A 12,517-nucleotide genomic window follows, 5' to 3' on the forward strand; every position below is an offset into this window, starting at 1 on the left:
CTTTAAAATACTAATTAAATACCTCTTCAAAATTCGACCAGATCTGTGCCTGCAGTTCATTCAGCCTCAAGTTTCGAACGCGGCAAAAATACATATAAATTTCTGAGATTGGAGTGGTTGAGCTGTCTGTTTCAAAGAATAGACGATCCAGTGGTATATCTGCTATCAATTGATCTTGATGACCTCTTAGGATGCTGTCGCCCAAAGAAAGATAAAAGTGCTGATCTAATAGCTGCCTTGCTAATCCAACACTCTTGTTAAAACCGTGCATGATAACAGGCTTTGTATTCTGCACGTGTTTTATTAAACGTATGACCTCTTGATAAGCCCGAACGCAATGTATAATGATTGGTTTATTAAACTCGCCAGCTAATGTCAATTGCGCGGAGAAAATTGCTTCTTGCGTTTGCCATGGAGTTGCCGTCACTTTATCTAAACCGCATTCTCCAATAGCTAATATATTGGTATACGTACCGAGCATCTCGCGTAGCATATTTAACTGCGCTTTGCCATCCTCTTGTATATACCAAGGATGGATGCCCGCCGAACAAGGATGAGTATTCATTTTGTCTCTTGCGATAATCACATTGCGTAGATGGAAGGTCGAAGAACCACTTTCTACCGTGTCTTGATGCGTATGAATATCAATAAAAGAAGACCTATTCTGCATGACATAGGTTTAGTGTCCTATTTTGAGCCGTAGCGTTTTACAATACGAAGGGCGCCATATTTTGATACATCGAAATGAGGTTCATCCAACGTCAATTCGGTAGGATAGGGGCCGCCCTTATCAAAGAAATAGATTTTGGTCACACTGCCATAATCGTTGGTGGGGAATAGATCAGCGCATTCCTCATACAACGCACTATTCGGATCACCTACGGTGATGGCATAGATTCTAACAATGGCACCCTTATTTTGCTCATTGCGAACAAAGGCCACTTCCTCAAAGTCGCCGGGTACATCAGCGATAGAAGGCTGTGTATAACTATCCCATATGAAATAGGCCAATAATAGTGCTAGCGCACCTACAAACCAAACTATTTTACGTGACTTCACTTTCATGATATCTCTTTACTGTCCAATATTTTTTTCATTTCTCGTTTCGTCTTCCTCACTTTGGCTTCCAATTGACTTCGATACAGCACGTTAGTAATTCCTTTACCGTCTTCAAAGTTTGCAGAAAACTCCGGTAAAGATAAGCTATCCAGTACCGTGCCACCATCAAAAGGCATCCGAGATGCTGCAATGCTTAATACGCCTTGCGCACCGCGCGCGCCCTGACTAGTAGAAAGTAGGAAAAGGTGGGCATTTTGAAAAGGCTTACGCCCCTTAATTCGGCTCACCCAGTCAATTAAATTCTTGTAACCGGCTGTATAATTGCCATTGTGTTCTGCAAAAGAGATGATAATTAAGTCTGCCGCATCTATGTGAGCGGCAAAATCAATGGCATGTGACGGAATACCACTTTCCTTTTCCCGATCTGCCGAGTAAATCGGCATCTCGAAATCATGAATATGCAAGAGCTCAACCTCATCTTCTTTATAATATTTGGACACGCTGGTCACCAATTTTTGGTTGATAGATTTCGAACTGTTCGAGGCCGCAAATGCTAAAACTTTCATGGTTAAAAGTACTATAATCTTCGGTAAAGCACAACCATAAACAAGCTTTCTGCTACGGAGCAGCTTCTACGACCACTTTTCCTTCCCGACCCGGAGATCCGGAATATACCTGACCTTGTGGAATGCCTCCTAAACGTGGACCGCCCATGCCAATACGGCTCATTACCAAAGCAATGTCTGTAGGCGGATTCACTCGCCGACCCCCTGGGCTCACATCTATTGTTAAATACTGTTTTGCTTTACGATCCTCTTGTTGTGGTGTTAGACCGCTGGTAGCGTAGTGAAAAGTAACATTTCCACCATCTCCGTTAGGGTTTGTGCGTGTACCATTCATCGCATCAATGCCTCTAGCAATGACATACATGGATTGAAATTTGGCTAGATTTACACTAATATCAAAATTGGAGGCATTATTCTTATTTCCTATACCAGAAAATACCACGTCTTTGCCAATCTCTGCATAACCAATCTCCAATTTCACGTCTTTCAACCCATAAAACTGCAAAGAAGCGCGGTCTTTCATGATCAAAGTGTCGATACGCACCGTAATGGTAGAATCACGTCCTTTATTCTGAAATACTTTTTTCTTCTTTTTTGATAAGACCAGCTTTCCGATATGTTCCTGTATACGATGCTCTTCACTTTTCTCCTGAGCAAATATAGTCGTGCTGTACGATAAGCCTATCATCATCAATAGGCAGAGCGCGAGTGGTAAACTTAGTAAGCGTTTCATAAGCATTTGTCATTAATACTTACTTTAGACCCTATGCTATGCTAATAGGTTTAATAATCTGTTGAGAGAGCTTATATAGTTGAGAAAGTTAATACCCTAGATTGCCGTACCGTCGTTCCTCGGCTTCGCAAATAAGTCCGCTTTCCGTCATTACGAGAAGGCACGACGAAGTAATCTATTGTAGTTGCGTAATTGTATCCGTTGAAAATTGCCGTACCATCGTGCCTCGGCTTCGTAAAGACGAAGTTTCCATCAAAACTTATTACGCATCGCGAAGGTAAGCAATGATCTTGCTAGCGGTTCTTGCCGAAGCACCGGGATCGCCCAATTTGCTGCGAAGTACATCGTAGTTTTCCAATACACTGGCGCGATGCGCGGCATTGGTTATTAATTCCCCAATCTCATCGCTGATATTACTGGCTGTACAATCGCCCTGAATCAACTCATGAACAGAAAGGTAGTCGTTGATCAAGTTGACTAAAGAGATAAATCTCACTTTGATCAATTTTCGAGCAATGGCGATGCTGATGGGGTTGGCTTTATACACGACCACTTGCGGTACGCGTAGGATTGCCGTTTCTAAGGTAGCTGTACCGCTCGTAACTACCGCGGCTACCGAATGCTTCAATAAATCGTAGGTTTGGTCGAAAACTACCTTTATGGGCAAGTCCCCAATAATACTACGGTAATACGCTTCGTCAAAGTTTGGAGCTCCAGCAATTACGACCTGATGGGAAGGGAATTTGTGGTATAACTCCGCCATTTCTGGCAGAATGCGTTCGATCTCCATCTTCCGGCTGCCGGGTAGCAAGGCAATGATATCTTCTTTTGGAGAAAGCCCATGGTCGGCGACGAAATTAGCGTTGATCTCATGTTTGCTAATGGCATCCAATAGCGGATTACCTACATAATCTACCTTGTAATGGTATTCCTTGTAGAAATCCACTTCGAAAGGAAGAATACAAAACATATGATCTACGACCTTTTTGATTTTATAGACTCGCTTCTGATTCCAAGCCCATATTTTTGGAGAAATGTAATAGCTTGTGGTGATTCCATGCTTCTTGGCAAATTCCGCAATTTTCAAATTGAATCCTGGGAAATCAATCAAGATTACGGTGTCTGGGCGAGCCCGTAATAGATCTTCTTTCACTATTCGCAGGTTGCGTGCAATGGAAGAAAGGTTCATGACCACCTCTACAAACCCCATAAATGCCATTTGCGAAGTATGAATCAAGGCTTTTTGGCCAGATTCCGCCTCCATTAAAGATCCACCTACGATGTGAAATTCGGCTTCTTGATCCTGCTCTTTTAATGCTTTTATCAGGTTCGCTCCATGTAGATCTCCAGAAGCTTCACCCGCTATGATATAATATTTCATGCTTACTTTTTACGCTTGTACTAATGGCCTACCTCCAAAGAAGTACGCTGATTTGCCCGTTACTACCTGCCAGATAAACTCTTTTTCCAGATTTGGATTTTCCAACTACGTTGAAACTGTCGGTCGAAATGGTGTTCCAATGCTGTCCTCCATCTTCAGAAATATCCGTACCCGAAGTGCCCGTTGCCACCAATCTTTGTTTGGTGATGTATTTCACGGCAGATCGATACCCACCCACAGGCTGTATTGGCTTTATCCAGTTATCGCCCCCATCATAGGTAAGGTATACATTATGCTCATTATGCTGATCATTCATATAATCTCCTCCAACGACCACACCAATCTGGTCATTCCAAAAACTAAGGGAAAATATACCTTGACTTGCTGCTCCACTGATAATGGGTGTCAGCATTTTGTACATCAACATCTTCTTTTCGTTTCTGCGAAATACGGCAGCAAAGGAGCCACCGCTGCCAATCCAAAGATTGTCGCCTTGTAATTGTAATCCAGAACCACTCGCCGCAAAACCAACCTCGCCAGGCTCCGCAAATAGCAACAAGCTGCCCGAAACATCCGTCCAGGTTTTTCCCCGATCAGTCGTCTGCAACAATTGAAAGAAACCGTCGATTGGATCGCCTATGGCAAAGCCACGATTACCCTGAAAGTCCATACCATTCAGGAAGATCTCCGGATCATCATTATGGTATACTTGCTCCCAGGATTTTCCGCCATCCACCGTGCGTAAAATCACCGCAGGAGAACCCGCACTCACGATAACTGCCTCGTTCTTACTAAAAACGGCAATATCTCTGAAATCTGTATCGGAATATTCTTTAGGACCCACCCATTCCCATGTTTTACCCTGATCGGTAGATCTGCCCACCGTACCACGTGTACCGCTGACCCATACGACGCGTTCACCGTGTGTGTCTAGTCCACGAAACCCACTTTCAGGATGTTTGGTTAGTGGACTAATGCTTTGTCCGAAGGTTGCTAGAGATAGGAGGCATAAGATACCTGTAAAAAATGATAAGGATAGTTTCATAAGCTTAGTGCATATTGGTCATTTAACTAGGTAAGTTCGCTCATCAGCTTGTCGAAAGCGGTTTGTAACTGTTCCAACTGTTGTTCCAGGTTGGCCACTCGATCAGTCAATGCGGTTATCTGTTCGCTAGAACCAGCTCTCGTGGAAGGCTGATCTGATTCATACTCCTCCTCGTTAAACTCTGTTAGTAGTTGGATGTATCTAATCTCCTTTTGTCCAGTGCGTTTTGGAGCAATTTTAACAAAGGATGGCTCATGGCTTTCCAACTTGCTCAACAATTGAGAAACCTCGTCAATCGATTCAAAATCATACAGACGTCCGGCGTTACTATTTATTTCTCCGGCGGTTAGCGGGCCGCGAAGTAATAACAGACATATAATGGCTAATTCTTGTGGCAATAGCGGGTATTGTATGGCCAAATTGTGTTTGTACTTCACAGAACGGCTACCGCCACCAACTACAGTCGACACTAAGCCAAGCTTTCGTAAGCTATCCAGCGCGACGATTATAGTGTTTTCTTCGTATTGAACAACGGGTCGTCGAGAAGTCTTTTGATTACAGGCGGTCTGTAGCCCATTCAACGTGAGCGGATAATACTCTGGAGTCGTCTTTGCTTTCTCCAATAACACGCCTATTACACGTGCTTCTTCAGAATTTAATAGGGGTAGCGGCTTATGTTCTTCCATCTATATTGCTTTTGTAGGGCTTTTATACGATGTGGTAAGTTACATATATTTTTGCTTGGATTGTAGTGTTATTAGAAGCGATAGCCTCGTAAAAAATCTGCTATGGTCATGCGTTTCTTGCCCTCAATCTGTATCAATTTTAGATCAAGATAGCTGTCGGCACAGGCGAAACGCAGATACGTTTTATGATCTGTTTCGTACTCTCCGGGCGCACTATTAGGTTTTTCTTCCAGTAGTGCTGTTTCATATATTTTTAGCACCTTGCCTTGTAGTGTAGTAAATGCGGTAGGATAGGGACTCAGTCCGCGGATAAGATTGTAGACCTCTCTGCCCGGTTTGTTCCAATCGATCACACAATCTTCCTTAAATATTTTTGGCGCATGTTTCCAATTTTTCCCTGCCATATCATCTTGCGGAATTGGTTTTAGCGTGCCATCCCTCAAAGCGGCTACGGTATCTAACAGTAATCTAGCGCCAGCTTGCATTAAGTGATCATGTAGATCTCCTGCATTATCTGTTTCTTTGATAGCAACTTCCTGCTGCAACAAGACGTTTCCCGTATCAATTTCGTGCTGTAATAAGAATGTTGTCACGCCCGAAACCTTTTCTCCATTGATCAACGCATGGTTGATTGGGGCGGCACCACGATAATTTGGAAGGAGCGAAGCATGTACATTAACAGTGCCGTGTGCCGGCATATTCCATACTGCTTCTGGCAACATGCGAAATGCGACGACGATTTGTAGGTCTGCTTGATACGATTTAAGGTTTTCCAGAAACGGAGGATCGCGCAGTTTCTCGGGTTGCAGCACCGGGATATGATGTGTTACGGCATATTGTTTTACGGCCGATTCGTGCATTTTCTGACCGCGACCTGCGGGTTTGTCTGGAGTAGTTACAACGGCCACCACCTTTTCGCCCGCTTGTAAAAGTGCATCAAGGGAGGCCACCGCGAAATCCGGTGTTCCCATAAATATAATTCGCATCGTATGTATAAATGTTTTTGTAGTTTGTTTCCCGTCAATTCAGGGATGACATTTTTTATTAACTTTGCGAAGTTACAAAATAAAATTTCAGCTTGAATTTCTCCTATTTTTTAGCCAGACGGATCACGCTTTTCGGTCAAAGAACGTTCTCGAAGATGATTATTCGGGTTACGATTGGCGCGCTGAGCCTGGCCATACTCGCCATTATTATGGCGGTGGCCATCCTCAAAGGATTCAAGCAGGAGATTACCGATAAGCAGCGGGGGTTTTTCGGAGATATTATGATCGTTAAGAACGATGTTTCTACCTCCTACGAGAACACTCCCATCTCTCTTTCCAGCTCAAAAATCGATTCCCTACGACAGCTTCCCAATGTAGAAGGTGTCTACCCGTTTGCCACAAAAGCCGGTATTATTCATGTGAACAGTGAAGTAGAGGGTGTATTGATCAAAGGTATTGATGCCAACTACCGGCAAGACTTCCTATCGCGCATGCTGGTGGAAGGAGATACGGTTAATTTTGCCGCGGAAAATGCCAATAATCAAATTTTGGTGTCTCAACAAACGGCCAATCGTTTGCATCTGAAAGTTGGCGATAGCTTTATTATGTATTTTGTGCAGCATCCTGTACGTAAACGAAAGCTGGAGGTCAAGGGAATTTATACCACACATTCTGAAGAGCTAGATAAGATGTATATCATTGGCTCGCTTGACCTCATTCGGCGTATCAATGATATGGCAGCAAAAGATGTAGGCGGCTATGAGATTCGTATTAAAGATTTTACGCAACTGGCGATGACTTCGCAGGTTGTAGAAGATAATCTGCCGATACAGATGGTAACCACCAATGTGGTAGAGCAAATGCCCGATGTATTCAACTGGCTAGAGTTATTGGATATGAATGATAGCGTCATCTTTGTATTGATGGTCATCGTAGCGCTGATTAACTTAATATCCGCTTTGCTGATCAATATTTTGGAGCGATCTAGCATGATCGGTATTCTAAAGGCACTGGGAATGCGTAATACGCAACTTCGTAAAGTGTTTTTATATAACTCATTGTATCTCATTGGTTATGGCTTGCTGATCGGTAATATATTGGCCATCGCCCTTTATTTCTTTCAAAAGAGTACACAATTTTTTAAATTAGATCCCAGTATCTATTACGTTTCCTTTGTTCCTGTCCAAATAAGCTGGTACGAGATTGTATCACTCAATGTGGCATTAGTAGGCATTGTGCTGATCGTATTGATTATTCCATCCATGCTAATCAGTCGCATCTCACCTATAAAAACCATCCAGTTTAAGTAAGATGTTTCCATCTGGTGTTTTTTGGTATTGTTTTGGTTGCCTTATCCACAAACAACGCTAAAATATTTACATCATGGCCGAAAAAATTTCTTTAGGAGCGGATGGATCACTACAAGTTCCTCAACACCCCATTATCCCTTTTATCATTGGTGACGGTATTGGACCGGATATTTGGCATGCAGCAGTACGCGTTTTCGATGCCGCGGTATCTCAGGCATATGGTGATGAAAAAAAGGTAGCTTGGAAAGAAGTTTTGGCGGGTGAGAAAGCCTTTAATGAAACGGGAAGCTGGCTTCCAGACAATACAATCGACGCGTTTAGAGAATACCTTGTTGGCATAAAAGGCCCCTTAACTACGCCGGTAGGTGGTGGTATACGTTCGCTGAATGTGGCGTTAAGAAAAGCATTGGATTTGTACGTATGTCTTCGACCTACGAAATGGTACCCGGGCACGCCTTCTCCGGTGAAGCATCCGGAGTATGTAGATATGATGATCTTTCGAGAAAATACAGAAGATATTTATGTAGGAATAGAATATGCCGCGGATTCCGAAGAAAGCGTTCGGCTTCAACAATTTCTTGATCAAGATCTGAAGCTGGATTATGATTTTCGTCCGAACACTGGGTTGGGGATCAAAGTAGTATCTGAAGAAGGTACGAAACGATTAGTACGCGCTGCGATAAACTATGCCTTAGCACAAAAAAGATCCTCCGTTGCTATTGTTCACAAAGGGAACATTATGAAATATACCGAGGGAGCTTTCAAAAACTGGGCTTATGAAGTGGCCGAGCAAGAGTTTGGCGAGCAGGTCTATACTTGGGGACAGTGGGAGAAAACAAAGGCGGAAAAAGGGCAGGAGGAAGCAAATAAGGAACAGCAAATCGCTGAAGAGGGAGGTAAATTGATTATTAAGGATGTCATTGCAGATAATTTTCTACAACAAATCCTACTTGCACCTCGAGACTATTCTGTGATTGCTACGCTCAATTTAAATGGAGATTATGTATCTGACGCACTGGCTGCCATCGTTGGCGGAATCGGAATTGCACCGGGTGCTAATATTAATTACCAAACCGGACATGCTATTTTCGAAGCTACACACGGTACAGCACCACGCTTTGCCAATACGGATACGATGAATCCATCATCCGTGATCCTGAGCGGTGTGATGCTGTTTGAGTACTTGGGCTGGCACGAAGTGGCTTCGATTATTACACAGGCATTGGCCAAAACGATCGAGGAGAAAACCGTAACTATTGATTTCTACAATCAAATGGATAATGCCACCTTATTGAAGACAAGCGCTTTCGCCGATCAAATCATTTCAAACTTTAATCGCACCAAATAAGATATTCCAACCCTTTTTTTGCAATTTTGAGCGCCACAGTATACGGCTTGCCACGATATGTATAATTTTAAAAATGATTACGCAGAGGGTGCACACCCATCTATATTAAACCGTTTGATAGAGACCAACCTGGTGCAGCAGTCAGGATATGGAGAAGATGAGTATGGTTTGCGGGCGAAGGAATTACTGAAGGAAAAGCTGGGAAACAAATGGGCTACTATTCATTTTGTTTCCGGTGGTACGCAAGCCAACCTGTTGGTTATCTCCTCTTTATTGCGCCCGCACGAAGCAGTGATCAGTGCTACATCAGGTCATATCTATACGAATGAAGCTGGCGCTATTGAAGCGGTTGGTCATAAGGTAATCGGCATCGCTACAACAGATGGTAAATTGAAAGCCGCTGACATTGAAAAAGTACTGGAATCGTATAACCTGAAACCCCATGTGGTAAAACCTAGGCTAGTTTACATTTCCAATACTACCGAGATGGGTACCGTATATTCTAAAACCGAATTGCAGGATCTCTATGCGCAGTGCAAAGCAAATAGTCTGTTGCTTTTTCTAGATGGTGCAAGACTAGGACACGCCTTAATGGCTCCAGGAAGTGATTTGTTGCTGGAAGATGTGAGTCGATTTACGGATGTATTTTATATGGGAGCTACTAAGAATGGTGGCTTGTTAGGAGAGGCCATCATATTTAATCATAGCGGAGTGGGAGCGGAATTCGACTATATCATGAAACAAAAAGGAGCTTTGCTAGCTAAAGGTCGCCTTTTAGGCGTGCAATTTCTCTGTCTTTTTGAAGGAGAACTGTATCTCAAGCTGGCTCAACATGCCAACTTGATGGCGGCTAAGATTGCGCAGGCCATCAAAAAGGAAGGATACCACTTCTTATCACTACCGCAGTCTAACCAGCTATTTCCGATCTTACCGATGGCTTTGATCCAGAAATTGACGGAAAAGTATCAGTTTTATATTTGGCAAAAGGTGGATGAGAAAGAAGCCGCTGTGCGCCTGATTACATCCTGGGCCACTCCGGAAGATGTCGTGGACGAGTTGATTCAAGATATACGTCTCTTCGCACCCGAGGGTGTACCAGTAAACCTTTCGTAATACTTTTTAATTCTTGGGTATTCTTGCTATTTTTGCTACTTCAATACGCTAGGGAAAGAACGGGATATGCCAGTAAAGATACCAAATAATCTACCAGCCATCGAGCTTCTCAAGGAAGAGAACATCTTTGTAATGAGTGATTTACGTGCCAGCACGCAAGATATCAGGCCGCTGCGCGTCTTGATCCTTAACCTAATGCCGCTGAAAATCACGACAGAGACCGATTTTGTCCGGTTGCTCTCTAATAATCCTTTGCAGGTGGAGGTCGAGTTTTTAAGGCTCGATACACATACCCCTAAAAACACGTCTGAAGAACATTTGGAATTATTTTACAAAGGTTTTGGCCAGGTTACAGACAATTTCTACGATGGTATGATCATTACTGGGGCGCCAGTAGAAATGTTGCCTTTCGAAGAAGTGAGTTATTGGAGTGAAATGAAGGTGATTTTTGACTGGGCTAAAACGCACGTTACCTCTACTTTGTACATTTGTTGGGCTGCGCAGGCAGCTTTACATCATTTTTACGGTGTGGAGAAAGTTCCATTAGACCGAAAGCTTTTTGGCGTATTCAAACACAGCACGACAGAAAACCGTAGTCCTTTGTTTCGGGGGTTTGACGATGAGTTTTATATTCCGCATAGTCGGCACACCACCATCGCTAAAGAAGAGTTGTTAAACAACCCAGAGATTTCCATCTTGTCCGAGTCTGACGAGGCGGGTGTAGCCGTCGTATGCTCGCGGGGAGGTAGGGAATTCTATTTAACAGGGCATTCAGAATATTCACCTTGGACGCTACACGAGGAGTACCTAAGAGATTTGGAGCGAGGCAACGACATACAATTGCCCACAAACTATTATCGAAACGATGATGAACGAAATCCACCAGTTGTACGTTGGAGCGGACATGCCAATCTATTGTTTAACAATTGGTTGAACTATTTCGTTTATCAGGAAACTCCATACGACTTACATAATGTGCAGCATTTAGGAGCGTTGAACGAGCCTACCGTAACAATCGCTGAGCGATAGTTTCTGCCTGCGGTATGGTGAGTCGTCGTGCAGTAACCTTTAACTTCGCTTTTTTGTAAAATGTACCATCCAGAAATAACTCTTGTATCAAAGGGTGTACATAATATTTCTTAGCTACTGTACGGGTATTGCCTAACTCGGCTGCTACCTGATCGATGATAGCATTCAGCATCTTCTGACTATTATTTAGATCATATTCGGCCTGCACTGCTGCCATCTCGCGAACAGCCATAATTGTCGCTCCCCAGATCCGAAAACTCTTCACAGAGAGTTTGTTATCCCGATCCTTGCCTTTCAAATAGGCATTCACATCGCGTCCACGCAATTTCCTGATTCCTTTTGGCGCCGATGGATCCAGGTATTGAAACAAATTTTTTCCCGGTATCTCCGACAAAGATTCGACAAAGCTATACAGCTTTTTGTCTGTCACCACGTGTAGTTGCGGAACACCTTTCTTTCCAACGTAGTCTATGGTTACACCTTCCTTGGAAAGTGTAATATGTGATTTCTTCAACGTGGTCAATCCATATGACTTGTTGGCTTTAGTATAACGGGCATTACCCACTCGCATCAGCGTGCGCTTGATGACAGCGAGTGCCAAAGCAGAAACCTTCTCCTTTGTCCATTCTGCTAATTTCAAATCTTTATTGATGCGTCGTTGCAATGAAGGTAAGTAGGGACCTAATTCAAGCACTTTCTGGAATTTGCTATCGTTTTGATTTTGTGCCCATTCTTTGTGATAAATGTATTGCTTCCGATCTCGGATATCGTATCCGAAACATTGGATATGTCCCTTCGGGTCCGGACAAATCCAAACCCGCTTCCAGGCAGGAGGAATGATGAGTGCTTGAATACGTTTCAACGTGCGCTCGTTGGTAATAACGGCGCCACGTAAATTTTTGTAACGGTAAGATTTACCGACCTTAACCCGTTTATATCCTTTGCATTTACAATCTATATATTTTAATGCGCTTTTAATAGCTTGATCGGTGTTTTCCATCTATATGTCTTCTCTACTAAATGTAAATTCTGAAACTGCTTTTAACTATTTCATTTACTTGATTACCAACAGACAAATCAGGCCTTTGTTTCCTTAGCGTGTATTTGATATTAAAAAACACCTCTAAATGTCTCTAGATTGAATAAGCAACATTTAAACAGTAAAATAAAAGTTTATTATTATACTATATTCGGGCAAACAAATGCCATTTTGTACGGTTTATAACCCAGGTTAGGGTTGGTAATAATATAGTTGTATACT

The 12,517-nt window shown here is 42.9% G+C and carries 13 protein-coding genes; 4 read left to right on the forward strand and 9 right to left on the reverse strand.

The window, feature by feature from the left end; all coding sequences use genetic code 11:
- Positions 1-10 precede the first annotated feature (10 nt).
- From M8998_RS02885 to fmt, 8 genes are all read right to left on the reverse strand, one after another.
- On the reverse strand, positions 11-670 hold the full coding sequence (locus tag M8998_RS02885; RefSeq protein ID WP_249990490.1) for a TatD family hydrolase: 660 nt from the start codon (positions 668-670) through the stop codon (positions 11-13).
- Positions 671-687: 17 nt separating this feature from the next.
- On the reverse strand, positions 688-1,065 hold the full coding sequence (locus M8998_RS02890; protein ID WP_249990491.1) for a hypothetical protein: 378 nt from the start codon (positions 1,063-1,065) through the stop codon (positions 688-690).
- Positions 1,062-1,625: an NADPH-dependent FMN reductase gene (locus M8998_RS02895; protein ID WP_249990492.1), complete on the reverse strand. Its 564-nt coding sequence runs from the start codon at positions 1,623-1,625 to the stop codon at positions 1,062-1,064. Before M8998_RS02895 ends, M8998_RS02890 begins: the two co-directional genes overlap by 4 nt.
- Before the next feature lie 52 nt (positions 1,626-1,677).
- On the reverse strand, positions 1,678-2,358 hold the full coding sequence (locus M8998_RS02900; RefSeq protein WP_249990493.1) for a hypothetical protein: 681 nt from the start codon (positions 2,356-2,358) through the stop codon (positions 1,678-1,680).
- A gap of 262 nt (positions 2,359-2,620) precedes the next feature.
- On the reverse strand, positions 2,621-3,739 hold the full coding sequence (gene lpxB / locus M8998_RS02905) for a lipid-A-disaccharide synthase (RefSeq protein ID WP_249990494.1): 1,119 nt from the start codon (positions 3,737-3,739) through the stop codon (positions 2,621-2,623).
- Between the two features lie 28 nt (positions 3,740-3,767).
- The gene (locus M8998_RS02910) at positions 3,768-4,784 is read right to left on the reverse strand and encodes a YCF48-related protein (protein WP_249990495.1); all 1,017 of its coding nucleotides are present in this window, start codon (positions 4,782-4,784) and stop codon (positions 3,768-3,770) included.
- Positions 4,785-4,810: 26 nt separating this feature from the next.
- Positions 4,811-5,470, reverse strand: coding sequence for a YceH family protein (locus M8998_RS02915; protein WP_249990496.1), 660 nt, complete (start codon positions 5,468-5,470; stop codon positions 4,811-4,813).
- A 71-nt stretch (positions 5,471-5,541) separates the two neighbouring features.
- Positions 5,542-6,456 (reverse strand): methionyl-tRNA formyltransferase, encoded by a 915-nt coding sequence (fmt, locus tag M8998_RS02920; RefSeq protein WP_249990497.1) that lies wholly within the window; start codon positions 6,454-6,456, stop codon positions 5,542-5,544.
- A gap of 92 nt (positions 6,457-6,548) precedes the next feature.
- On the opposite strand from fmt, the gene M8998_RS02925 reads away from it, so the two are divergent.
- The 4 genes from M8998_RS02925 to metA all read left to right on the forward strand — a co-directional run bounded on the left by M8998_RS02925 (position 6,549) and on the right by metA (position 11,256).
- Positions 6,549-7,766, forward strand: coding sequence for an ABC transporter permease (locus tag M8998_RS02925; protein WP_249990498.1), 1,218 nt, complete (start codon positions 6,549-6,551; stop codon positions 7,764-7,766).
- A 73-nt stretch (positions 7,767-7,839) separates the two neighbouring features.
- Entirely contained in the window at positions 7,840-9,114 is a 1,275-nt protein-coding gene (gene icd / locus M8998_RS02930; RefSeq protein WP_249990499.1) for an NADP-dependent isocitrate dehydrogenase, read from the forward strand.
- A gap of 57 nt (positions 9,115-9,171) precedes the next feature.
- A complete protein-coding gene (locus tag M8998_RS02935; RefSeq protein WP_249990500.1) occupies positions 9,172-10,227 on the forward strand; it encodes a threonine aldolase family protein in 1,056 nt (351 codons plus the stop codon).
- Positions 10,228-10,293: 66 nt separating this feature from the next.
- Positions 10,294-11,256: a homoserine O-acetyltransferase MetA gene (metA, locus tag M8998_RS02940; protein WP_249990502.1), complete on the forward strand. Its 963-nt coding sequence runs from the start codon at positions 10,294-10,296 to the stop codon at positions 11,254-11,256.
- On the opposite strand, the gene M8998_RS02945 is transcribed toward metA, so the two are convergent.
- On the reverse strand, positions 11,231-12,256 hold the full coding sequence (locus M8998_RS02945) for a DNA topoisomerase IB (protein ID WP_249990503.1): 1,026 nt from the start codon (positions 12,254-12,256) through the stop codon (positions 11,231-11,233). The two genes, metA and M8998_RS02945, sit on opposite strands and share 26 nt — an antisense overlap.
- Positions 12,257-12,517 lie beyond the last annotated feature (261 nt).

The sequence above is a fragment of the Sphingobacterium sp. lm-10 genome, from assembly GCF_023554555.1.
Taxonomy (GTDB): domain Bacteria; phylum Bacteroidota; class Bacteroidia; order Sphingobacteriales; family Sphingobacteriaceae; genus Sphingobacterium.

What these genes read in the sequence shown, in the direction of transcription:
- M8998_RS02885 (WP_249990490.1), bottom strand. Translation starts at nt 670, where the DNA reads ATGCAGAATAGGTCTTCTTTTATTGATATTCATACGCATCAAGACACG.
- M8998_RS02890 (WP_249990491.1), bottom strand. Translation starts at nt 1,065, where the DNA reads ATGAAAGTGAAGTCACGTAAAATAGTTTGGTTTGTAGGTGCGCTAGCA.
- M8998_RS02895 (WP_249990492.1), bottom strand. Translation starts at nt 1,625, where the DNA reads ATGAAAGTTTTAGCATTTGCGGCCTCGAACAGTTCGAAATCTATCAAC.
- M8998_RS02900 (WP_249990493.1), bottom strand. Translation starts at nt 2,358, where the DNA reads ATGAAACGCTTACTAAGTTTACCACTCGCGCTCTGCCTATTGATGATG.
- lpxB (WP_249990494.1), bottom strand. Translation starts at nt 3,739, where the DNA reads ATGAAATATTATATCATAGCGGGTGAAGCTTCTGGAGATCTACATGGA.
- M8998_RS02910 (WP_249990495.1), bottom strand. Translation starts at nt 4,784, where the DNA reads ATGAAACTATCCTTATCATTTTTTACAGGTATCTTATGCCTCCTATCT.
- M8998_RS02915 (WP_249990496.1), bottom strand. Translation starts at nt 5,470, where the DNA reads ATGGAAGAACATAAGCCGCTACCCCTATTAAATTCTGAAGAAGCACGT.
- fmt (WP_249990497.1), bottom strand. Translation starts at nt 6,456, where the DNA reads ATGCGAATTATATTTATGGGAACACCGGATTTCGCGGTGGCCTCCCTT.
- icd (WP_249990499.1), top strand. Translation starts at nt 7,840, where the DNA reads ATGGCCGAAAAAATTTCTTTAGGAGCGGATGGATCACTACAAGTTCCT.
- M8998_RS02935 (WP_249990500.1), top strand. Translation starts at nt 9,172, where the DNA reads ATGTATAATTTTAAAAATGATTACGCAGAGGGTGCACACCCATCTATA.
- metA (WP_249990502.1), top strand. Translation starts at nt 10,294, where the DNA reads ATGCCAGTAAAGATACCAAATAATCTACCAGCCATCGAGCTTCTCAAG.
- M8998_RS02945 (WP_249990503.1), bottom strand. Translation starts at nt 12,256, where the DNA reads ATGGAAAACACCGATCAAGCTATTAAAAGCGCATTAAAATATATAGAT.